Source organism: Streptomyces sp. NBC_00569 (assembly GCF_036345255.1).
Taxonomy (GTDB): Bacteria; Actinomycetota; Actinomycetes; order Streptomycetales; family Streptomycetaceae; genus Streptomyces.
The window spans coordinates 4,859,767-4,881,841 of the sequence record NZ_CP107783.1 but is presented as its reverse complement, the minus strand read 5'-3'; the positions used below and the strand labels follow the sequence as shown (position 1 = coordinate 4,881,841).

Sequence of the window (22,075 nt, the reverse complement as noted above, 5' to 3'; positions counted from 1 at the left end):
CTGGGCGGCGCGGGGCTTTGGGCAGGGCGGGGGTTGATGAGGGGTGATGTCCGTGGAGGGAGCGGTTGTTGTGGCTGGAGTTGGGGCGGTGGGGGTCGGTGTGGGGCCTGGTGGTGGGGCGGCTCTGGTCTGTGTGGGGGCCGCGGTCTGGGTTGCCGGTGGTGGGCACGGGCGGGAGGTGCGGCGGGCGAGGGAGCTGCTGGGTTCCGACGGCGGTGTGCCGTGGGGTGCGCGGGCGTGGCGTGAGGGTTGGGCGCGGTGGCGGGAGCGGTGGGAGTGGTGGGTGCTGGTCTCAGGAGCCGTGGTCGCGGTCCTCGGGGCGTCCTTGGTGCCGCTGGTGGTGAGCGCGGCGGGGGTGCCCCTGGCGGCGCGGGTGCGGCGGGACCGGGAGGCGCGACGGGTGCGGGAGCGTCGGGCGGACGCGGTGATCTCGCTGTGCGGGGTGCTGGCGGGGGAGGTGCGGGCGGGGCGGCAGCCGGGGGAGGCGCTGATCGTGGCGGTTCGTGAGGAGGGCGAGACGAGAGCGGGCGTGGGCGGCTCGCGCGCCGGCGATGGGGCGGTGGTGGCTGCTGCCCGGTTCGGTGGGGACGTGCCTGGGGCCCTGCGGGAGGCGGCGCGGGAGCCGGGGGCCGAGGGGATGTTGGGGCTCGCGGCGTGCTGGCGAGTGGCGGTGGACCGGGGTGCCGGGCTCGCGGCCGGGCTGGAGCGCCTCGCGGGGGCGTTGCGGGCCGAGCGGGACCAGAGGGCGGATCTGCGCGCCCAGTTGGCCGGGGCGCGATCGACGGCGGTGATGCTCGCGGGGCTTCCCGTTCTGGGGCTGTTGCTCGGGAGTGTGCTCGGGGCGCGGCCGTTGAGGGTGCTTTTGCACACCGGTGCGGGGTTCGGGTGCCTACTGGTCGGTGGGGTGTTGGAGGCGGCGGGGCTGTGGTGGGCGCTGCGGATCGTACGGGGAGCGGAGGAGCGATGAACGTTGTCCACAGGCTGGGGCTCGTGCTGTGCGTCGTGGCGGCTTTGGGGTGGGTCGTGCACGAGGTGGCGGTACGTCGCAGGGAACGGGCGCTGCTGCGGAGGTTGAGCGCGGTGCTGGAGGCCGTGGCTGAGAAGCCTGCGGGGCGGGGTGTGGATGTCCGGGGCGCCGTCGGCCGGTGGGGGCCGTCAATGGGGGCGGTGTGTGCCGGATACGTGCTGGTGGGCGGGGCGGCCGGGCTGGGTCTGGGGCTGGTCGCGGCGTTCGGGGTGTGGCGGTGGAGGCGAAGGACACGCGCGGCGGCCGACGTGGCGTCGTCCTCGGAGGCCGCTCACGCACAGGCGCGTCGGCAGCTGCCCTTGGCCGCTGATCTGCTGGCCGCGTGCATCGCCGCCGGCGCCGATCCCGTGAGGGCGGCGAGGGCGGTGGGGGAGTCGCTGGGCGGGCCGGTCGGGGAGGTGCTGGCACGGGGCGCGGCCCAGGTGCGGCTCGGCGGCGAACCGCGCGCCGCGTGGCGGCAGTTGGCGTCGATACCCGGGGCCGGTGCGCTGGCCGGGCTTCTTGAGCGGGCCGGTGATTCGGGTGCCCCGGCCGCGGAGCCGGTGGCGCGGCTGGCCGCGGAGGCCCGGGCCGAGCGAGGGCGAGCGACCGCCGCGGTGGCACGCCGGGCGGCCGTGCTGATCACGGCGCCGGTGGGCCTGTGTTTCCTGCCCGCGTTCGTGGCCATCGGAGTGCTGCCCGTGGTGATCGGGGTGGCCGGCGGGCTGTTGGGAGGTCGGTGAGAGGCCGAGGGGGCGGCCCGGGCCGGTGCGTGACCCGGTCCGAGTTCGGTGCACGCCATGTGGGCGTCGGCCGGTGAGGAACGAACGTCAGAGGAACTTCGAGGAACTTCATGGGGGTTGGGATGTACGGAGTGATGCGGGCGCGTGCCGGGATGTGGGTGCGTCGGATGCGTGCGGCGAGGCGGGACGCGGGGATGGTCACGTCCGAGTACGCGATGGGGCTGATCGCGGCGGTCGGGTTCGCCGGGCTGCTGCTGAAGGTGCTGACCAGCGGACAGGTGCAGGCCGCGCTGCAGGGCATCGTCGAGAGGGCGCTCCATGGGTAGGGCCGGCCCGCGCAGGCGAAGGGCCGGTGAGCGGCGTGCCGGTGACCGGGGGTTCGTGACGGCGGAGGCAGCCGTGGTGCTGCCGGTGCTCGTGACCTTCACGCTGGCGCTGGTCTGGGCGCTGATGGCAGCGTCCGCGCAGATCCAGTGCGTGGACGCGGCCAGGGCGGGCGCCAGGGCGCTCGCCCGCCAGGACCCGCAGGGGTCGGCCGTGGAGACGGCGAAGAGGGTCGCGCCGCGTGGCGCGAAGGTCGCCGTGAGCCGGGAGGGTGACCTGGTCCGCGTCGCCGTCGAGGCCGCCGCGCCCGGGCCGGGGGTGCTGAACATCCATCTGAGGGCCGACGCTGTGGCATTGGCAGAGGAGACGGTGGGGTCGGCTGAGGAGCCGGTGGGGAGCGCTGAGGCGGACGAGGCAGCCGGGACAGCAGGGGCGGTGGATGAGTCATGAGGTGGCGGAGGAAGCCTGAGGACCGGGGTTCCGCGACCGTGTGGGCAGTGATGGCGATGGCCGCGCTCGGGCTGGTCTTCGGATGCGTACTGACCATGGGGCAGGCCGTCGTCGTACGCCACCGGGCAGGCGGGGCAGCCGACTTGGCGGCTCTCGCGGCCGCCGACCACTGGATGGAGGGCCGGAAGGAGGCCTGCGCCCACGCGGCGAGGGTGGCGGCCGCCCAGGGCACGCGGCTCGTGCGGTGTGCGGTGTACGGAGAGGTCTCCGATGTCACCGCGGCGGCCGGCTCGGCGCCGCTGACGACGGAGGCCAGGGCTCGGGCGGGGCCAGCGGGGCCGGTGTCACCTGAGGTCCCGACCGACCCGGCAGGTCCGGGCTGATCCGGCTGATCCGGCCGGTCACTCTGATCCCGGGTGAAGGGCCGCGATCCCGGGTGAGGGGCCGCGCAAGAGTAGTCAATCGGCGTCCTGACCGGGTTCCCGATCCTGCGATGCAGGCCGCACCTCGGGCGCGGCCTGCGCCGCAGGGGCCGCCGCAGCCGGCGGCGTCCCCGCCGATGGCGCGTCCCTGAGCAGGACCCTCAGCAGCCGTACCGCGCCACGCTTGTGGAGGGGGTCGTTGCCGTTGCCGCACTTGGGGGACTGGATGCAGGACGGGCAGCCCGCCTCGCACTCGCAGGAGGCGATCGCTTCGAGCGTGGCCGTCAGCCATTCACGGGCCGTGTGGAACGCACGCTCCGCGAACCCCGCCCCGCCGGGATGGCCGTCGTACACGAAGACCGTTGGCAGCAGGGTGTCCGGGTGGAGCGGGATGGAGACGCCGCCGATGTCCCAGCGGTCGCAGGTGGCGAACAGCGGCAGCATGCCGATGGAGGCGTGTTCGGCGGCGTGGAGCGCGCCGCCGAGGATCTCCGGGTTCACGCGGGCCGCGTCGAGTTGGTCCTCCGTCACCGTCCACCACACGGCGCGGGTGCGGAGGGTGCGGGGAGGCAGGTCGAGTTTGGTCTCGCCGAGGACTTCGCCGGTGATGAGGCGACGGCGCAGGAAGGAGACGACCTGATTGGTGACTTCGACGGAGCCGTAGCACAACCGGCCGTCGCCCCAGGGGACTTCGATGTCCGTCTCCAGGACGGAGATGGCGGTGGTGTCGCGGGCGGTGGTCGAGTAGGTCGGGTTGGCCTCCTCGACGAGGGCGACCGAGTCCTCCAGGTCCAGGTGCTTCACGAGGTATGTGCGGCCCTGGTGGAGGTGGACCGCGCCGTCGTGGACGGTCGTGTGAGCCGAGCCGGCGTCCACGGTGCCCAGGAGGCGTCCCGTACCCGCCTCGACGATCTGTACGGGGCTGCCGCCGTCGCCGCGGATGTCCGTCAGATCGGCGGCGCGCTCGCGGCGGGTCCAGTGCCAGGCCTTGGTGCGGCGGCGCAGCAGCTTCGCCTCCTCCAGCTGGGGGAGCAGCTCGGCGGTCGTCGAGCCGAAGAGGCGCAAGTCGTCGTCGGTGAGCGGGAGTTCGGCGGCGGCCGCGCACAGATGGGGGGCGAGGACGTACGGATTGTCGGGGTCCAGGACCGTGGACTCCACCGGCTGGTCGAAGAGGGCTTCGGGGTGGTGGACGAGGTAGGTGTCCAGTGGGTCGTCGCGGGCGACGAGAACGGCGAGCGCACCCTGCCCCGACCGTCCCGCGCGGCCCGCCTGCTGCCACAACGATGCCCTGGTACCCGGATAGCCGGCGATGACGACGGCGTCCAACCCCGAGACGTCGATGCCGAGTTCGAGAGCTGTGGTGGCGGCGAGGCCGAGGAGTTCGCCGGAGTGCAGGGCGCGTTCGAGGGCGCGGCGTTCCTCGGGCAGGTAGCCGCCGCGGTAGGCGGCGACGCGGCGGGCGAGGGAGCGGTCGATCTCGGCGAGGCGTTCCTGGGCGATCACCGAGATCAGCTCGGCGCCGCGCCGGGAGCGTACGAAGGCCACGGAGTGGACGCCCTGCACGGTCAGGTCGGTCAACAGGTCCGCCGTCTCGGCGGTGGCGGTGCGGCGGACGGGGGCGCCCTTCTCGCCGTGGAGATCGGTGAGAGGGGGCTCCCAGAGGGCGAAGACGAGCTCTCCGCGGGGCGAGGCGTCGTCGGCGATCTCGAGGACCGGGAGACCCGTCAGGCGCTCCGCAGCGACGGCCGGGTCGGCGGCGGTGGCGGACGCCAGCAGGAACACGGGTTCCGAGCCGTAGCGGGCGCACAGACGGCGCAGACGGCGCAGGACCTGGGCGACGTGGGACCCGAAGACGCCGCGATAGGTGTGGCACTCGTCGATGACGACGTACTTGAGCGATTTGAGGAAGGAGGACCAGCGGGGGTGTGAGGGCAATATCCCGCGGTGCAGCATGTCGGGGTTGGTCAGGACGTAGTTGGCGTACTGCCGCACCCACTCGCGTTCCTCGACGGGGGTGTCGCCGTCGTAGACCGCGGGGCGGATCGCCGTGCCGAGCGGTTGTGAAAGTTCCTTCACCGATCGGCACTGGTCCGCGGCGAGGGCTTTCGTCGGCGCGAGGTAGAGCGCGGTCGCGCCACGCCCGTTCGGTGCCTCGGAGCCGTCGAGGAGCCGGGAGAGCACCGGGACGAGGTACGCCAGGGACTTTCCGGAGGCCGTTCCGGTGGAGACGACGACCGACTCGCCGTCCATCGCGTGCTCGGCAGCGAGTGCCTGGTGGGCCCAGGGATGCTCGATTCCGGCCGACTGGATGGCGGCGATGACCTCGGATCGGATGCGGTCGGGCCATACGGCATGACGACCCGGTCGAGGGGGCAAGTGCTCCGTATGAGTGATGCGCGAAGCCCGGCTCGGACCCGAGGTGAGCCGGTCGAGAATCGCCCCTGGAGAGGGGCGGGAAGCGGTGTCCGGCGTGGGTTGTCCGCGACGGTGATTCTTGGCCATCGGCACCGAGTGTGTCACTGGCGTGACGGACAATGCTCCTAAGGCGTCGTGCACGCCTGCCGGTAAGTGATTGAATGCCATCGCGGCTGGCGATCCGTCCCGGGGGCTCTGCCGAGGTGTCCCGAGGGACGACCGCTCGATAGCAAGGTGCTGGAGGATCCGTGGACCTGTCCCTGTCGACCCGTACCGTCGGCGATCGTACGGTCGTCGAGGTCGGTGGCGAAATCGATGTATATACCGCGCCCAAGCTGCGAGAGCAGCTGGTCGAGCTGGTGAACGACGGCAGTTTCCACCTTGTCGTCGACATGGAGGGAGTCGATTTTCTCGACTCCACCGGGCTCGGCGTGCTGGTGGGCGGACTGAAGCGAGTGCGGGCCCATGAGGGCTCGCTGCGACTGGTCTGCAACCAGGAGCGCATTCTCAAGATCTTCCGTATCACCGGCCTGACCAAGGTGTTCCCCATCCACACCTCGGTCGAGGAAGCCGTAGCGGCTACCGACTGATCGGTCACCGGCCCACAGGCCGGTGGCTGAGCGGAAGTGGGGGCCGGGCCGATGGCCCGGTCCCTTCAGAGCACGCCCGTACATCCGAGGGGGATGCATGGCCACCGTCGAACTCCGATTCAGCGCGCAGCCCGAGCACGTCAGAACCGCCCGCCTGGTGGCGGCCGCGGTGGCGCGCAGGGCCGGAGTGGACGAGGCCGTGCTCGACGAGGTCAGGCTCGCTGTCGGCGAGGCCTGCAGCCGCGCCGTGGGTCTTCACCGGAGTGGCGGTATCACTGCACCCGTTCGGGTACTTCTCACCGAGGAGGAGAAGCAGTTCTCCATCGAGGTCGGGGACGAGGCTCCGCGGAGTGTTCCGGGCGATGAGTCGTCCGGCGCGCCCGGCGGGTCGGACGATCTGGAGGCGGAGGGTGAGGACGACATGGGCCTCGCCGTCATCAGTGGCCTCGTAGACGACGTGGAGGTCACCACGGACGAGTCCGGTGGACTCATTCGGATGACTTGGCCGACCACGCCGGCGACTCTTCCGTCCTGACGCGATCCCCCCGGCGTCCACGCGACGCCCCCTGACCCACCCGCCCGTGGCTCCGCCCGGCGGTGTCCCCGTGTGATCGTTTCTGGCTCTAGGCCCTGCACTCACCCCGGTGAGCAGGGCCCTTTTGCGTTTCCTAGATCGTCGATCATAATTGGATCAAGCCTCAATGCTTTCAGGGCATTACTGCTTCTTGTGCGCCCATCGTGTTGGACGATCTTTTGCCGGGTAGTAACGGATGGCAAATTCCGTTTCTCGCGCACTGTTTTGATCAGGCGCCGCTCCCTACAATCCGTCCACATCTTGAGCTCAGCCCAAGCGTCAAGGAGGACGAATGGCGGGGCTTTCTACCCCTCAAGCGTTTGACCACCCCTCAACCTTCGCAGCCGCGGTCCTGACCGACGACAACCGGCTCATCGTCATGGTGATCGGGATCGTCGCGCTCGCCGCCCTCGTGGTAGCCGCAGTGCTCGTACGCCAGGTACTGGCGGCAGGCGAGGGCACCGACAGCATGAAGAAGATCGCGGCAGCGGTCCAGGAAGGCGCGAATGCCTATCTCGGACGGCAGCTGCGGACCCTCGCGGTATTCGCCGTCGTGGTGTTCTTCCTGCTCATGCTGCTGCCCGCGGACGATTGGAATCAGCGAGCCGGGCGTTCGATCTTCTTCCTGATCGGCGCGGTGTTCTCGGCTACCACCGGATACATCGGAATGTGGCTCGCGGTGCGCAGCAATGTGCGCGTCGCCGCCGCGGCCAGAGAAGCCACTCCGGCGGAAGGCGAGCCGGAAAAGGATCTCACCGCCGTCTCGCACAAGGCCATGAAGATCGCTTTTCGCACGGGTGGCGTAGTCGGCATGTTCACGGTGGGGCTGGGTCTGCTCGGCGCCTCCTGTGTCGTGCTGGTCTACGCGGCCGACGCGCCCAAGGTCCTTGAAGGATTTGGCCTCGGCGCGGCGCTCATCGCGATGTTCATGCGTGTCGGCGGCGGCATCTTCACCAAGGCTGCCGACGTCGGCGCCGACCTGGTCGGCAAGGTCGAAAAGGGCATTCCGGAGGATGATCCGCGTAATGCCGCGACCATCGCCGACAACGTGGGCGACAACGTGGGCGACTGTGCCGGTATGGCCGCCGACCTCTTCGAGTCGTACGCCGTCACGCTGGTCGCCGCGCTGATCCTCGGCAAGGCCGCCTTCGGCGACTCCGGGCTCGCCTTCCCGCTGATCGTTCCCGCGATCGGCGTAGTGACGGCGATGATCGGAATCTTCGCTGTGGCGCCGCGCCGGACCGACCGCAGCGGGATGAGCGCGATCAACCGCGGGTTCTTCATCTCCGCGGTCATCTCGCTCGCCCTGGTGGCCGCAGCGGTCTACACGTATCTGCCGGCGACGTATGCCGAGCTCAACGGCATCACCGATGCGGCGATCAAGGTGAAGGACGGCGATCCGCGGATCCTGGCCCTCGTCGCCGTCGCCATCGGTATCGTGCTCGCCGCGCTGATCCAGCAACTCACGGGCTACTTCACCGAGACCAGTCGGCGCCCGGTCCGCGACATCGGCAAGTCGTCGCTCACCGGACCCGCCACCGTGGTGCTCGCCGGAATCTCCGTCGGCCTCGAATCGGCCGTCTACACCGGCCTGTTGATCGGTCTCGGCGTGTACGGGGCGTTCCTGCTCGGCGGCACGTCGATCATGCTGGCGCTGTTCGCGGTCGCCCTCGCGGGCACGGGCCTGCTCACCACGGTCGGCGTCATCGTCGCCATGGACACCTTCGGACCCGTCTCCGACAACGCGCAGGGCATCGCCGAGATGTCCGGTGACGTGACGGGCTCGGGCGCGCAGGTCCTCACCGACCTGGACGCCGTGGGCAATACGACCAAGGCCATCACCAAGGGAATCGCCATCGCCACGGCCGTACTTGCGGCCTCGGCGCTCTTCGGGTCCTACCGTGACGCGATCGTCTCCGCCGCCAAGGACGTCGGCGAGAAGGTCGGCGACGGCGGCCCGATGAACCTCGTGATGGACATCTCGCAGCCCAACAACCTGGTGGGTCTGATCGCCGGCGCCGCGGTCGTCTTCCTCTTCTCCGGACTCGCGATCAACGCGGTGTCGCGGTCCGCGGGTGCCGTGGTCTACGAGGTGCGGCGGCAGTTCCGCGAACACCCCGGGATCATGGACTACACGGAGAAGCCGGAGTACGGGCGCGTCGTCGACATCTGTACGAAGGACGCGTTGCGGGAGTTGGCCACGCCGGGTCTGCTCGCCGTTCTCGCGCCCATCGCGATCGGTTTCACGCTCGGGGTCGGTGCCCTCGGTTCGTTCCTCGCCGGCGCGATCGGCACCGGAACCCTGATGGCGGTCTTCCTCGCCAACTCCGGTGGCGCGTGGGACAACGCGAAGAAACTCGTCGAGGACGGGCACCACGGCGGCAAGGGCAGCGAGGCCCACGCCGCGACCGTCATCGGTGACACGGTCGGCGACCCGTTCAAGGACACGGCCGGGCCCGCGATCAACCCACTGCTGAAGGTGATGAACCTGGTGGCGCTCCTCATCGCGCCCGCGGTCGTCAAGTTCAGCTACGGGGCGGACGCGAGCCTGGGCGTACGGATCGTCGTCGCCGTGCTGTCGATCGGCGTGATCGTCGGTTCCGTTTACGTCTCCAAGAGGCGCGGCATCACTGTCGGCGACGACGACAACCCCGACCACGTGTCGAAGCGGCAGGCGGATCCGGCGGTGGTTCCCTCACCCTGAATCACCTGGTCAGGCACGGCCGCGAGCTCAACGGGCGGGCGGGCAGCGCGTATTGACGCGCTGCCCGCCCGCCCGTGTCAGGTGACGGTTTTTCAGTGAGGCTTATCTCGCTTGGTGCAAATGGCTGCAAAAAGCCGATTACGCACTCATAGCGGACGTCCAGCATGCGATTGTCGCCCACTTGGCGTGTATGTTCCGGGGCCGAGAGCCATGGAAGGGACCAATCCGGTGAACAAGAAGCTTGCAGCCGCACTGTCCGGCGGTGCGGTACTGGTGCTTGCGCTGTCGGGATGCAGCAGCGACAACGGCAACGAGAAGCTGAACTCCTGGGCCAAGAAGGTCTGTGACTCGGTCCAGCCGCAGGCCAAGAAGATCGAGGACGCCAACGCCGCGATCCAGAAGGAGACCTCGGACAACAGCAAGCCCGCGGACGTCCAGAGCACCGACTCACAGGCCTTCCAGGACATGTCCGACGCCTACAAGGCGATCGGCTCGGCCGTGGACAAGGCGGGGGCCCCGCCGGTCGACGGCGGCGAAAAGAAGCAGAAGGACGCGGTCAAGGAGCTCAATGCGATCTCGGCCTCGTACGCGGACCTGAAGAAGCAGGTCGACAAGCTCAACACGAAGGACCAGGCGAAGTTCGCCGACGGCCTCAAGGGCATCGCCGGCGAGCTCGACAAGCTGAGCCAGAGCGGGAGCGACGCGCTCAAGAAGCTGGAGGAGGGCGACGTCGGCAAGGCGATGGCGAAGCAGGACAGTTGCAAGAGCGCGTCCGCTTCCCCGGCTCCCTCCAAGAGCTGACGCGGGTGAGCCGATCCCGGGAGTCGGCTCAGGCGAGCCGGTTTCCGGGGCCGGCTCCGGGTGCGGGCTCGGGTGAGGTGACTCCCGGGGGCCGGCTCCGGGCGCGGGCTCGGGTGAGCCGGCTCCAGGTGCCGGCTTCGGGTGAGCTGGCTCCGGGAGCCGGCTCTAGGTGAGAGCCGGCTCCAAGGTGAGAGAGCTCTACGGCGAGTCTGCTCCACGGCAATTCGGCTCTACGTGAGAGCTGGCTCCAGGCGAGTCGGTTCTACGGTGAGCGGACTTCGGGTGCTGGCTCTGGCTCTGGGGTGAGCTGACTCAGAGCGCTGACGTTTCCTCCGTGTCCCCTGTGCCGTCTTCACGCGGCGCCGGGGACACGTCGTATGTGGGTGGCGTTCGGGGGTCCGGGGTGACAATGGGGGCGTGAGTAGCTCCAGTCTGTCCAAGTTGCCGTCCATTGACCGTGACGATGTCGCCGCCCGGCTGCGTGAGTCCCTCTTGGGGGCCGAGTTCACCGCCGACGGCCTGCTCGAGCTGCTCGGGGCGCCCGCCTACGCGGCGCTCGCGCGGAGCGAGACCGTCCCCGCCCTGCGGGCGACCCGCGGGGACAGCCCGCTGGAGACGCTCGTACGGCTGTTCCTGCTGCAGCAGCCCGCGGAGTACGCGCGCGTGGCGACCGTTCTGCCGGTCGAGGAGTGCCTGCAGAGCGGGTGGCTGACGCGCGCCGGTGATGACGAGGTCGCCGCGTCCGTCGACGTACGGCCGTACGGCGGGCCCGACGGCGAGGACTGGTTCATCGTGTCCGACCTCGGGTGTGCCGTCGGCGGCGCCGGAGGTATCGGCAGCCGCGCGGAGGGCGTCGTCCTGGGCGTCGGCGGTGCGTCCACCACGCTGTCCGGGATCACCGTGCGGACGCCCGTGGAGAGCGCGCTCGACCTCGGTACGGGTTCCGGGATCCAGGCCCTGCACGCCACCCGGCACGCCACGCGTGTCGTCGCCACCGACCTCAACCCACGCGCCCTCCACATGACGGCGCTGACTCTCGCCCTCTCCGGTACCGGCCCCGCCGTCCTGCACGAGGGCTCGCTGTTCGAGCCCGTGGGCGACGAGACGTACGACCTGATCGTGTCGAATCCGCCCTTCGTCATCTCGCCGGGCGCGCGACTGACGTACCGCGACGGCGGGATGGCCGGGGACGATCTGTGCCGCACGCTCGTTCAGGAGGCGGGGGCACGACTGAACGAGGGCGGGTACGCGCAGTTCCTCGCCAACTGGCAGCACGTCGACGGGGAGGAGTGGACCGACCGGCTCCGGTCCTGGGTGCCGCGCGGGTGCGACGCGTGGATCGTGCAGCGCGAGGTGCAGGACATCACGCAGTACGCCGAGTTGTGGCTGCGGGACGCCGGGGATCACCGCACGGACCCGGCGGAGTACGCGGGGCTGTACGACGCGTGGCTCGACGAGTTCGAGGCGCGCAAGGTGCGAGGCGTCGGGTTCGGCTGGATCACCCTGCGCAAGGCCCCGGAGGGCGTCGAGCCGTCCGTCACGGTGGAGGAGTGGCCGCACTCCGTCGAACAACCCCTCGGGGACACGGTGCGGGCGCACTTCGAGCGCCTCGACTATCTGCGCACGCATGACGACGCCGCCCTGCTCGGCGCCCACTTCAGGCTCGCGGGCGAGGTCGTGCAGGAACAGGTCGGCCTGCCGGGAGCCGAGGACCCGGAGCACGTGGTGCTGCGCCAGCACCGCGGGATGCGCCGGGCCACGAAGGTGGACACGATCGGCGCCGGGTTCGCGGGCGTCTGCGACGGCACCCTCAGCGCCGGCCGGATCCTCGACGCCATCGCACAACTCGTGGGGGAGGACCCGGTCTCGCTGCGGGACCGCACGCCCGCGCAGATCAGGATGCTCGTCGAGCAGGGGTTCCTGGAGCCTGCGCAGGTCTGACGCGAGGGCCGACGCGATTCCGCTTTTCTTTCGGAAGATCTCGGGAGATCTTCCGAAAGGCCTCAGAAGATCTCCGACGGCGCAACGTGACATCGTTGCCAAAGGCGCACCATGGCGGTCGTTCACCCGGGGTTCGCCCTGTCGTCTCCCACGCGTGTCAGCCTCACCGGCCTGGGACCCCAGCACCGGGAGGAAAAGTCATGGAGAGCGGACCAGCGATCTTCGCCGGGACCGTGTTCACGCTGTTCGGGGCGGGGCTGCTGCTGTGGACCGGGGCGCGTGTCATGCACCGCGCACCCGTCGCCGACGGTGTGAACCCTGTCGCATCGGCGACGCTCGCCACGCTGGCCGCAGTGGCCTCCCTGGTACTCGGAGTGTGGTGCTTCGGCCGGTTCTGAGCGGCGGCCCGCAGGGGGCGTACCGGGTGAGGGCCCGGTGGACGTCCCGGACACCCTGTGGGCACTCCGGGCGGCAGGATCGTCGGTAGTCGGGTTACCGTTCGAGTGGCCGTTGCGGGCTTTTCCCGTTTGACACGGGGGCGGGAGGTACCGTCACACTCCGCAGCGACACCGCACGTACCGCAGTGCCGACCCCCACGTCCTGAGGGCGCGGGGGATCCCCAGCGCCGACCGGAGAGAAGAGCGAAGTTGTCCCCGACCAGCGAGACCGCACAGGGCGGCCGCCGACTCGTCATCGTCGAGTCGCCCGCCAAGGCGAAGACGATCAAGGGCTACCTCGGCCCTGGATACGTCGTCGAAGCGAGCGTCGGGCACATCCGCGACCTCCCGAGCGGCGCCGCCGAGGTGCCCGAGAAGTACACCGGCGAGGTGCGCCGGCTCGGTGTGGACGTCGAACACGACTTCCAGCCGATCTATGTGGTCAACGCGGACAAAAAGGCCCAGGTCAAGAAGCTCAAGGACCTGCTGAAGGACTCCGACGAACTCTTCCTCGCCACCGATGAGGACCGCGAGGGCGAAGCCATCGCGTGGCACCTCCTCGAGGTCCTGAAGCCCAAGGTCCCCGTCCACCGGATGGTCTTCCACGAGATCACCAAGGACGCGATCCGCAGCGCCGTCGCCAACCCGCGCGAGCTCAACAAGCGCATGGTCGACGCCCAGGAGACCCGCCGCATCCTCGACCGCCTCTACGGCTACGAGGTCTCGCCGGTCCTGTGGAAGAAGGTCATGCCGCGCCTGTCGGCGGGCCGTGTCCAGTCCGTGGCCACCCGCCTCGTCGTCGAGCGGGAGCGCGAGCGCATCGCCTTCCGCTCCGCCGAGTACTGGGACCTGACGGGCACCTTCGCCACCGGCCGCTCCGGCGACGCCAGCGACCCGTCGAACCTCGTGGCCCGCCTGAGCGCGCTCGACGGCAAGCGCATCGCGCAGGGCCGCGACTTCGACTCGCTCGGCCAGCTGAAGTCCGCGAATGTGCTGGCTCTGGACGAGACGAACGCCCGCGCGCTCGCCGCCGCCCTGGAGAACACGAACTTCGCCGTACGGTCCGTCGAGTCGAAGCCGTACCGGCGCTCGCCGTACGCCCCGTTCCGTACGACGACGATGCAGCAGGAGGCGAGCCGCAAGCTCGGCTTCGGCGCGAAGGCCACGATGCAGGTGGCCCAGAAGCTGTACGAGAACGGCTTCATCACCTATATGCGTACGGACTCCACGACCCTGTCCGACACGGCGGTCTCGGCCGCCCGTGCGCAGGTCACGCAGCTGTACGGGGCCGACTACCTGCCGGACAAGCCGCGCACGTACGCCGGCAAGGTCAAGAACGCGCAGGAGGCGCACGAGGCGATCCGCCCTTCGGGTGATCGTTTCCGCACGCCCGCCGAGACCGGCCTGACCGGCGACCAGTTCCGGCTCTACGAGCTGATCTGGAAGCGGACCGTCGCCTCCCAGATGAAGGACGCGGTCGGAAACTCCGTCACGGTCAAGATCGGCGGCACCTCCGCCGACGGCCGCAACGCCGAGTTCTCCGCCTCCGGCAAGACGATCACCTTCCACGGCTTCCTCAAGGCCTACGTCGAGGGCGCGGACGACCCGAACGCCGAGCTCGACGACCGTGAGCGCCGGCTGCCGCAGGTCTCCGAGGGCGACGCGCTGTCCGCCGAGGAGATCACCGTCGACGGCCACGCGACCAAGCCGCCGGCCCGCTACACCGAGGCCAGTCTGGTCAAGGAGCTGGAAGAGCGCGAGATCGGCCGCCCGTCGACGTACGCGTCGATCATCGGGACCATCCTCGACCGCGGCTATGTGTTCAAGAAGGGGACGGCCCTGGTGCCCTCCTTCCTGTCCTTCGCCGTGGTCAACCTCCTGGAGAAGCACTTCGGCCGGCTCGTCGACTACGACTTCACCGCCAGGATGGAGGACGACCTCGACCGCATCGCCCGTGGTGAGGCGCAGGCCGTGCCGTGGCTGCGGCGCTTCTACTTCGGCGAGGGCGAGGGCTCCGGAGGAGCCGCCGAAGCGGGCAACGGCGACGGCGACCACCTCGGCGGCCTCAAGGAGCTCGTCACCGACCTGGGCGCGATCGACGCCCGCGAGGTGTCGTCCTTCCCCGTCGGCGAAGGCATCGTCCTGCGCGTCGGCCGCTACGGCCCCTACGTCGAGCGCGGCGAGCGCGACTCCGAGAACCACCAGCGCGCGGACGTGCCGGAGGATCTCGCTCCGGACGAGCTCACCGTCGAGTACGCGGAGGAGCTCCTCGCCAAGCCGAGCGGCGACTTCGAGCTGGGCGCGGACCCCGTCTCCGGGAACCAGATCATCGCGAAGGACGGTCGCTACGGGCCGTACGTCACCGAGGTGCTCCCCGAGGGCACCCCGAAGACCGGCAAGAACGCGGTCAAGCCGCGTACGGCGTCGCTCTTCAAGTCGATGTCCATCGACACGGTCACCCTGGACGACGCCCTCAAGCTGATGTCCCTCCCGCGCGTGGTCGGTGCCGACGCCGAGGGCGTCGAGATCACCGCGCAGAACGGGCGGTACGGGCCGTACCTGAAGAAGGGCACCGACTCGCGCTCCCTGGAGACCGAGGAGCAGCTCTTCGCCATCACGCTGGAGGAGGCTCTCGCGATCTACGCGCAGCCCAAGCAGCGCGGACGCGCGGCCGCCAAGCCGCCGCTGAAGGAGCTCGGCGAGGACCCGGTCAGCGGGAAGCCCGTCGTCGTCAAGGACGGCCGCTTCGGCGCGTACGTCACGGACGGCGAGACGAACGCGACGCTCAGGTCGTCCGACTCCGTCGAGGAGATCACGCCCGAGCGCGGCTACGAACTGCTCGCCGAGAAGCGGGCGAAGGGCCCCGCCAAGAAGACGGCCAAGAAGGCCGCGAAGAAGGCTCCGGCGAAGAAGGCGCCCGCCAAGAAGACGGCTGCCAAGAAGACCGCCGCTTCGAAGACGACGGCCGCGAAGAAGACGACCGCCGCGAAGAAGACGACGGCCAAGAAGGCGACGGCTTCGAAATCGACCTCTACGGAGGAGTAGTCCTCCTGTAGTCCCTCCTCCTGCAGTCCCTCCTCCTGCAGTCCCTCCTCCTGCAGTCCCTCCTCCTGCAGTCCCTCCTCCTGCGGTCGTCCGTCACGGAGGCCCTTCAAGGGGAGCCTTCTACGGAGGAGTACGCACACGGGAGTGTGCACGCGCGCGTGAATGTCATACGGCCGCCGGGGCAAGTGCCCCGGCGGCCGTATGTTCGGGTGGACCTTCGGGGAGTCAGTGGGTCCGGATAGGCTGGACGAATGACGCGAGCCGAGCAGCCAACGGCCAAGAATCCGGCCCCCGACGACGCCCTGGTCGCAGATTCCCGGGAGCGCGCAGTCCGCGCCCTGCTGCGGGTGCCGCAGCTGAAACGACTGTGGAGCGCCCAACTCGTGGGCGGCATCGGTGACGCGCTCGGTCTCCTTGTGCTCGTGGTGCTGGCCCTTCAGGCAGCCGTCTCCGAGGGCTCGTTCGGGGGCGGGTACCGGGGCGTGGCCTTCGCCGTCGCCGCCGTGTTCGGCGCGCGCGTCCTGTCGACGCTGCTCTTCGGAGCCGTACTCCTCGGCCCGCTCACGTCGCTGACCTCCAAGGACGGCCCCCTCGACCGGCGCTGGACGATGGTCGGCGCGGACGGCGTGCGGGCCGCGCTCCTCATCGTCGCGCCCCTGTGGATCGACTGGACCCCGGACAACGCGCTGGCGGTCCTGCTCGTCACCGCCTTCGTGGCCGGCGTCGCCGAACGCTTCTGGACCGTGTCGGGCGAGAGCGCGGCGCCCGCGCTGCTGCCCGCCCCGCCGCTCGAAGGTGCGGCCGTACGCCCGTTGCCCGACCACATGGACGCACTGCGGCGCCTCTCGCTGCGCACCGGTTTCGTGGCGCTGCCTCTCGCGGCCGCCGCGCTCGTCGTCGTCACTCTCGTGGGGAACCTGATCGGGGCCGGGGTCGACTGGTTCGGGCTGCACCAGGCCGCGCTCGCCTCCTACGTGGCGGCCGGTCTGTTCGCCGCCTCGCTCTCCGTCGTCTTCTTCCTCGAACTGCCCGACACGCAGACCCCGCGCGCGCGGTCGCCGCTCGAGGGCCTGCGCCGCCCCAAGACCGGCAGCGGTGTCGACAAGGGACGCACGGGAGCCATCCCGCTCCTCGTCCTCGCCTGCGCCGCCGTCGCCGGGGCGATCTCGGCGGCCGTCGCCGTCTCCGTACTGCACGCCAAGGACCTGTCCGGCGGCCCGGTGATGTTCGGGCTGCTCGTGCTGGGGCTCACCGGCGGCACGGTCGTCGGCATCCGCTCGGCGCCCTCCGTGCTGCCGTCGCTGTCGCGCCGCAGGCTCCTCGCGCTGGCGATCGCCCTGACCGGCATCGCCCTGCTCGCCGCCGGCCTGGTCCCGGACGTCACCAGCGTCCTGCTGATCGTCACCCTCGCCGGCGTCACCGCGGGCATCGCCGCCAACACCGGGCACACTCTCCTGGACCAGGAGTCCGAGGACTACCGGCGCGCCCGCACGACCGAGCACCTCCAGGCCGTCGTCCGCGTGTCCATCGCGGTCGCCGCCGTCGCCGCGCCTCTGCTCGCGGCCGCGATCGGCCCGCACCGGCTGGTCAACGGCAAGTTCGTGTTCGCGCACGGCGGCGCCGCCTTCACGCTGATGCTCGTCGGCGCCCTGCTGCTGCCCGTGGCCGCCCTCGTACTCGCCAAGGCCGACGACCGCAGCGGAGTGCCCCTGCGGCACGACCTGCGTGACGCGTTGCTGGGCGGGAACGATCCGGCGCAGGCGCCCGCCGCCACCGGCTTCTTCATCGCCCTGGAGGGCGGTGACGGCGCCGGGAAGTCGACCCAGGCCGAGGCGCTCGCCGAGTGGATCCGCGACAAGGGCCACGAGGTCGTCGTCACGCGTGAACCCGGCGCGACCCCGGTCGGCAAGCGGCTGCGCTCGATCCTCCTCGACGTGTCGTCGGCCGGACTCTCGCACCGCGCCGAGGCCCTCCTGTACGCCGCCGACCGCGCGGAGCACGTGGACACCGTCGTACGGCCCGCTCTCGAGCGCGGCGCCGTCGTCATCTCCGACCGTTACATCGACTCGTCCGTCGCCTACCAGGGCGCCGGCCGCGACCTGTCGCCGACCGAGGTCGCCCGCATCAACCGCTGGGCCACCGGCGGACTCGTACCGCACCTGACCGTCCTGCTCGACGTCGACCCGCAGGCGGCCCGCGAGCGGTTCACGGAGGCGCCCGACCGGCTCGAATCGGAGCCGGCCGAGTTCCACGCGCGCGTGCGCTCCGGTTTCCTCACGCTCGCCGCCGCCGACCCCGGCCGCTACCTCGTCGTGGACGCGGCCCAGGAGCCGGAAGCCGTCACGACCGTGGTCCGGCACCGGCTCGACATGGTGCTGCCGCTCTCCGACGCCGAGGTGAAGGCCCAGGAAGAGGCCCGTAAGGCCGCCGAGGAGGAGGCCCGCAGGAAGGCCGAGGCCGAGGCTGCCCGCAAGGCCGAGGAGGAGCGCGTCGAGCGCGAGCGGCTGGCGCAGCTCGCCAAGCTGCGCGCCGAGGAGGAGGAGCGCAAGCAGCGCGAGCTGGAGGAGGCGCAGCGGCGCGAGGCCGAGCGCCAGGCCGAAGAGGCCCGCCAGCGCGCCGAGGAGTCGCGGCGTCGTGCCGAGGAGGAGCGCGCCAGGCTCCTCGCCGAGGAACAGACCCGGGCCGCCGAGGAGGAGCGCCGCCGCCGTCAGGCGGAGGAAGAGGCGCGCCTGCGCGCGGAGGCCGAGGAACGACGCCTGGAGAAGCAGCGCAAGGCGGAGGAGGCGCTGTTGCGGGCGGAGGAGGCCCGCCGGCTGGCGGCGGCGTCCGCGGCGGCTGCCTCTGCTGCGGCGGCTTCGGCCGCGTCCGAGTCGGCGGCGGCTTCTGTGTCTGGGGCCGGGTCCGAGGGCGCCAACCGGCCCTCGAGGGCCGACAACGAGACCACCGTTCCCACGCCCGTGGTGAATCCCACGGGTGGCGCGGCCGACGAAACGGCCGTGCTGCCGCCGGTCAGGGGCGAAGGCACGGGTTCCGGGGCCGGGGCTTCCTCTTCCCCTGCCTCTGGTGCTGATGCTGGTTCTGGGCGTGGTGCTTGGCAGGGCGGGGACAACGACGAGACCACTCAGCTGCCGATGCCGCCGAATCCCGCACATCAGGCCGGGGCCGCCGACGAGACGGCGGTGCTGCCGCCTGTGCGTGATGACTCCGTCGGTAGCGGTGCTGGTGCTGGTGCTGGTGCTGGCAAGGGCGGGTCGGTGGATCGGGTTCCGCCGGGGTACTTCCGTGATGAGCGCCAGACTTCGGCGCCGTCGGCCGGGGGCGCTGGGGCCGGTCATGGTTCGAATGACCGGACGCGCGAGCTGCCCCAGGTCGACGAGGAGGGCCGGCCCCGTCAGCGGCCGAGGCCCGACTGGGCGGAGGAGACCCCGCTGGACGACCTGCCGACGCTGGCGGACGAACTGCTCGGCGGGCACGACGACGACGGCGACGAGGGCACGGGCGGCAGGCGCCGGGGGCGGCGCTGAGTCGACCAGAGCGCGCTGAGTCGACCGGGGCGGCGCTGAGTCGACCGGAGCCGACGCAGAGCCGGCCGGGGACCTGTCGCCGTCCGGCGACCGATCGCCGGGTGGGTCGCCGGCTCGGTCGCCGGACGGCGTTGTCAGTGGCGTCCCGCACAATGAATCCGGTAGAGCGAAGTGCCGGAGTTCGACGGTGAGGCGGTAGTCCATGCCCGTATGGGACGACCTGGTGGGTCAGGAGCGCGTGGCCGCGCAGCTCGACGCCGCCGCGCGGGACGCCGACGCGCTCGTCACGGCCACGGCGACGAAGGCACCGCTGCCCGAGGCCTCCAAGATGACGCACGCCTGGCTCTTCACCGGTCCGCCCGGCGCGGGGCGGGCGACGGCGGCGCGCGCGTTCGCCGCAGCGCTCCAGTGCGTCAGTCCGGACCGCGCCCTGGGCGGAGCCCCCGGCTGCGGATTCTGCGACGGCTGTCACACGAGCCTCGTCGGCACGCACGCCGACGTGGAGATCGTCCGTACGGATCTGCTCTCCATCGGCGTGAAGGAGACCCGCGAGCTCGTCCGCAGAGCTCAGCTGTCGCCCGCCGTGGGCCGCTGGCAGGTCATCGTCCTGGAAGACGCGGACCGCCTCACGGAGGGCGCGGGGAACGTACTTCTGAAGGCCGTGGAGGAGCCCGCCCCGCGGACCGTCTGGCTGCTCTGCGCGCCCTCCCTCGAAGACGTGCTGCCCACGATCCGCTCCCGCTGCCGCCACCTGACGCTGCGCACACCCGCGGTCGAGGCGGTGGCCGACATGCTCGTACGACGCGACGGCATCGAGCCGGCGGTCGCCGCCGAAGCGGCCCGCGCCACGCAAGGCCACATCGACCGCGCGCGACGCCTCGCCACGGACCCGCGCGCGCGGGCGCGCCGAGCGGCGGTGCTGAAGCTGCCCCTGCGGGTCGACGACATCGGCGGGTGTCTCAAGGCCGCCCAGGAGCTGATCGACACCGCTGCGGAGGACACCAAGCAGCTCGCCGAGGAGGTCGACACCAAGGAGACCGAGGAGCTGAAGGCGGCGCTCGGCGGACAGAGCGGCAGCCGGATGCCGCGCGGCACGGCGGGTGCCATGAAGGAGCTGGAGGACCGCCAGAAGCGCCGCAGAACGCGTACGCAGCGAGACAGCCTCGACCTGGCGCTCACGGACCTCACGGGCTTCTACCGCGATGTGCTCGCCCTGCAGCTCGGCTCCCGCGTCGCCCTCGCGAACACCGACGCGCAGGACACCCTGGAGCGCCTCGCCCGCGCGGCCTCGCCCGAGGCCACGCTCCGCCGCATCGAGGCGATCGCCGAATGCCGTGACGCGCTCGACCGCAATGTGGCGCCGCTGCTCGCGGTGGAGGCGATGACGATGGCGCTGCGGGCGGGCTGACACGCCCTTCGGGTAACTCGTACGGGGCGCGGTCGCCACACTCCGCGACTGGCCGATCGCGGCCGGTTACGCTCGGCTGATGTACTTCAGGCGTCATCATTCCCCCGTCCGAGGCCTCCGGGCCTGTGGAACGCTGCTCGCCGCCGCCGGGCTCCTCATGTCCGCCTGCTCACCAGGGAGTTCGGGAAGCACGCACACGACGGACGTCTCGCTGGCCGCGCTGCCCAGGGCGACCCCCGCCAACCTGTCCTCGTACTACGGGCAGTCGCTGACCTGGCGCGAGTGCGGCGTCCCCGGCTTCGAATGCACCACGATGAAGGCGCCGCTGGACTACGCGAAGCCGGACGCCGGTGACGTCAAGCTGGCTGTTGCCCGCAAAAAGGCCACCGGCCCGGGCAAGCGCCTCGGCTCGCTCCTGGTCAACCCCGGCGGACCCGGCGGCTCGGCGATCAGCTACCTCCAGTCGTACGCCGCCCTCGGCTACCCGGCGGCAGTCCGCGCCCGCTACGACATGGTCGCGGTCGACCCGCGAGGCGTCGGCCGCAGTGAACCGGTCGAGTGCCTCGACGGCAAGCAGATGGACGCGTTCACGCAGACCGACGTCACGCCCGACGACCAGGCGGAGACGAACGAACTGTCGGCGGCCTTCAAGAAGTACGCGGCCGGCTGCGAGTCGAAGTCCGGCCAGGTGCTCCCGTACGTCTCCACGATCGAGGCGGCCCGCGACATGGACATCCTGCGCGCGGCGCTCGGCGACGACAAGCTGAACTACGTCGGGGCGTCGTACGGCACGTTCCTCGGGGCGACCTACGCAGGGCTCTATCCGGAGCGGGTCGGCCGCATGGTCCTGGACGGCGCGATGGACCCGACCCTGTCGGCGAAGGAGATGAACCGCGACCAGACGGCCGGCTTCGAGACGGCGTTCCAGTCATTCGCGAAGGACTGCGTACGGCATCCCGACTGCCCCCTGGGCACCGGGAGCGCCGCCGACGCGAGCCGGCGCCTCAAGTCCTTCTTCACCGAACTGGACCGCACCCCCATCCCCACCGGTGACCCGTCGGGGCGCAAGCTCGGCGAGGCCCTCGCCACGACCGGCGTGATCGCGGCGATGTACGACGAGGGAGAGTGGGCGCAGCTGCGCTCCGCGCTCAGCTCGGCGATCAAGAACAAGGACGGCGCGGGGCTGCTCGCCCTCTCCGACAGCTACTACGAGCGCGGCGGCGACGGCACGTACGCGAACCTGATGGCGGCCAACGCGGCCGTGAACTGCCTCGACCTGCCCCCGGCCTTCAAGAGTCCCAACGACGTGAAGGCGGCCCTGCCGTCCTTCGAGAAGGCGTCTCCGGTCTTCGGTGACGCTTTCGCGTGGTTGGCGCTGAACTGCACGTACTGGCCGGTGAAGGCGACTGGTGAGCCCCACCGTATCGAGGCGAAGGGCGCCGCCCCGATCGTCGTAGTCGGCACGACCCGCGACCCGGCCACCCCGTACCGCTGGGCGCAGGCCCTCGCCGGCCAGCTCGACTCCGGCACGCTCCTCACCTACGTCGGCGACGGCCACACCGCGTACGGCCGCGGCAGCGCCTGTATCGACTCCGCTATCAACACGTACCTCTTGGACGGCACCCCGCCCAATGACGGAAAGCGCTGCTCATAAGGGGTGCGGGGGCACTTTTCGACTCCCCGGGACGCGC

The 22,075-nt window shown here is 70.9% G+C and carries 16 protein-coding genes; 15 read left to right on the top strand and 1 reads right to left on the bottom strand.

Translation table 11 applies throughout. The features are described from left to right. The first annotated feature begins 46 nt into the window (after nt 1-46). From OHO83_RS21935 to OHO83_RS21915, 5 genes are all read left to right on the top strand, one after another. Complete coding sequence (locus tag OHO83_RS21935) at nt 47-967, top strand: type II secretion system F family protein (RefSeq protein WP_266672808.1); 921 nt, start codon at nt 47-49, stop codon at nt 965-967. Then, nucleotides 964-1,749 (top strand): type II secretion system F family protein, encoded by a 786-nt coding sequence (locus OHO83_RS21930; RefSeq protein WP_266672810.1) that lies wholly within the window; start codon nt 964-966, stop codon nt 1,747-1,749. The genes OHO83_RS21935 and OHO83_RS21930 overlap by 4 nt, the downstream gene beginning before the upstream one ends. A gap of 122 nt (nt 1,750-1,871) precedes the next feature. Then, complete coding sequence (locus OHO83_RS21925; protein WP_100597770.1) at nt 1,872-2,075, top strand: DUF4244 domain-containing protein; 204 nt, start codon at nt 1,872-1,874, stop codon at nt 2,073-2,075. Continuing rightward, entirely contained in the window at nt 2,068-2,523 is a 456-nt protein-coding gene (locus OHO83_RS21920) for a TadE family type IV pilus minor pilin (RefSeq protein ID WP_266672812.1), read from the top strand. The genes OHO83_RS21925 and OHO83_RS21920 overlap by 8 nt, the downstream gene beginning before the upstream one ends. Further along, nucleotides 2,520-2,906, top strand: a complete 387-nt coding sequence (locus OHO83_RS21915) for an Rv3654c family TadE-like protein (RefSeq protein WP_266672814.1) — start codon at nt 2,520-2,522, stop codon at nt 2,904-2,906. The genes OHO83_RS21920 and OHO83_RS21915 overlap by 4 nt, the downstream gene beginning before the upstream one ends. A 75-nt stretch (nt 2,907-2,981) precedes the next feature. Here the strand turns inward: OHO83_RS21915 and OHO83_RS21910 are convergent, their stop codons facing one another. After that, nucleotides 2,982-5,528 carry a DEAD/DEAH box helicase gene (locus OHO83_RS21910; protein WP_266672816.1) on the bottom strand — a complete coding sequence of 849 codons (2,547 nt, stop codon included), beginning with the start codon at nt 5,526-5,528 and terminating at the stop codon, nt 2,982-2,984. 80 nt (nt 5,529-5,608) lie between these two features. Between OHO83_RS21910 and bldG the strand changes: the two genes are divergently transcribed. The 10 genes from bldG to OHO83_RS21860 all read left to right on the top strand — a co-directional run bounded on the left by bldG (nt 5,609) and on the right by OHO83_RS21860 (nt 22,038). After that, on the top strand, nt 5,609-5,950 hold the full coding sequence (bldG, locus tag OHO83_RS21905) for an anti-sigma factor antagonist BldG (protein ID WP_003975386.1): 342 nt from the start codon (nt 5,609-5,611) through the stop codon (nt 5,948-5,950). Between the two features lie 97 nt (nt 5,951-6,047). Then, complete coding sequence (locus OHO83_RS21900; protein WP_266672818.1) at nt 6,048-6,485, top strand: ATP-binding protein; 438 nt, start codon at nt 6,048-6,050, stop codon at nt 6,483-6,485. 331 nt (nt 6,486-6,816) lie between these two features. After that, the gene (locus tag OHO83_RS21895; protein ID WP_266672820.1) at nt 6,817-9,228 is read left to right on the top strand and encodes a sodium-translocating pyrophosphatase; all 2,412 of its coding nucleotides are present in this window, start codon (nt 6,817-6,819) and stop codon (nt 9,226-9,228) included. A gap of 210 nt (nt 9,229-9,438) precedes the next feature. After that, nucleotides 9,439-10,029: a small secreted protein gene (locus tag OHO83_RS21890; RefSeq protein ID WP_266672822.1), complete on the top strand. Its 591-nt coding sequence runs from the start codon at nt 9,439-9,441 to the stop codon at nt 10,027-10,029. A gap of 417 nt (nt 10,030-10,446) precedes the next feature. Continuing rightward, entirely contained in the window at nt 10,447-11,970 is a 1,524-nt protein-coding gene (locus OHO83_RS21885) for a class I SAM-dependent methyltransferase (RefSeq protein ID WP_266672824.1), read from the top strand. Between the two features lie 200 nt (nt 11,971-12,170). Then, nucleotides 12,171-12,368 (top strand): hypothetical protein, encoded by a 198-nt coding sequence (locus tag OHO83_RS21880; RefSeq protein ID WP_266672826.1) that lies wholly within the window; start codon nt 12,171-12,173, stop codon nt 12,366-12,368. A 249-nt stretch (nt 12,369-12,617) separates the two neighbouring features. Continuing rightward, complete coding sequence (topA, locus tag OHO83_RS21875) at nt 12,618-15,452, top strand: type I DNA topoisomerase (protein WP_266672828.1); 2,835 nt, start codon at nt 12,618-12,620, stop codon at nt 15,450-15,452. 251 nt (nt 15,453-15,703) lie between these two features. Then, nucleotides 15,704-18,976 (top strand): dTMP kinase, encoded by a 3,273-nt coding sequence (gene tmk, locus OHO83_RS21870; protein ID WP_266672830.1) that lies wholly within the window; start codon nt 15,704-15,706, stop codon nt 18,974-18,976. Between the two features lie 202 nt (nt 18,977-19,178). Further along, a complete protein-coding gene (locus OHO83_RS21865; RefSeq protein ID WP_266672832.1) occupies nt 19,179-20,384 on the top strand; it encodes a DNA polymerase III subunit delta' in 1,206 nt (401 codons plus the stop codon). Between the two features lie 79 nt (nt 20,385-20,463). Beyond that, on the top strand, nt 20,464-22,038 hold the full coding sequence (locus tag OHO83_RS21860; protein ID WP_266672834.1) for an alpha/beta hydrolase: 1,575 nt from the start codon (nt 20,464-20,466) through the stop codon (nt 22,036-22,038). Nucleotides 22,039-22,075: the final 37 nt, after the last annotated feature.

Coding starts and splice junctions, on each gene's coding strand:
- OHO83_RS21865 (WP_266672832.1), top strand. CDS start 19,179: ATGCCCGTATGGGACGACCTGGTGGGTCAGGAGCGCGTGGCCGCGCAG.
- OHO83_RS21925 (WP_100597770.1), top strand. CDS start 1,872: ATGTACGGAGTGATGCGGGCGCGTGCCGGGATGTGGGTGCGTCGGATG.
- OHO83_RS21920 (WP_266672812.1), top strand. CDS start 2,068: ATGGGTAGGGCCGGCCCGCGCAGGCGAAGGGCCGGTGAGCGGCGTGCC.
- OHO83_RS21880 (WP_266672826.1), top strand. CDS start 12,171: ATGGAGAGCGGACCAGCGATCTTCGCCGGGACCGTGTTCACGCTGTTC.
- OHO83_RS21895 (WP_266672820.1), top strand. CDS start 6,817: ATGGCGGGGCTTTCTACCCCTCAAGCGTTTGACCACCCCTCAACCTTC.
- tmk (WP_266672830.1), top strand. CDS start 15,704: ATGACGCGAGCCGAGCAGCCAACGGCCAAGAATCCGGCCCCCGACGAC.
- OHO83_RS21930 (WP_266672810.1), top strand. CDS start 964: ATGAACGTTGTCCACAGGCTGGGGCTCGTGCTGTGCGTCGTGGCGGCT.
- OHO83_RS21935 (WP_266672808.1), top strand. CDS start 47: ATGTCCGTGGAGGGAGCGGTTGTTGTGGCTGGAGTTGGGGCGGTGGGG.
- OHO83_RS21910 (WP_266672816.1), bottom strand. CDS start 5,528: ATGGCATTCAATCACTTACCGGCAGGCGTGCACGACGCCTTAGGAGCA.
- OHO83_RS21900 (WP_266672818.1), top strand. CDS start 6,048: ATGGCCACCGTCGAACTCCGATTCAGCGCGCAGCCCGAGCACGTCAGA.
- OHO83_RS21890 (WP_266672822.1), top strand. CDS start 9,439: ATGGAAGGGACCAATCCGGTGAACAAGAAGCTTGCAGCCGCACTGTCC.
- OHO83_RS21860 (WP_266672834.1), top strand. CDS start 20,464: ATGTACTTCAGGCGTCATCATTCCCCCGTCCGAGGCCTCCGGGCCTGT.
- OHO83_RS21915 (WP_266672814.1), top strand. CDS start 2,520: ATGAGGTGGCGGAGGAAGCCTGAGGACCGGGGTTCCGCGACCGTGTGG.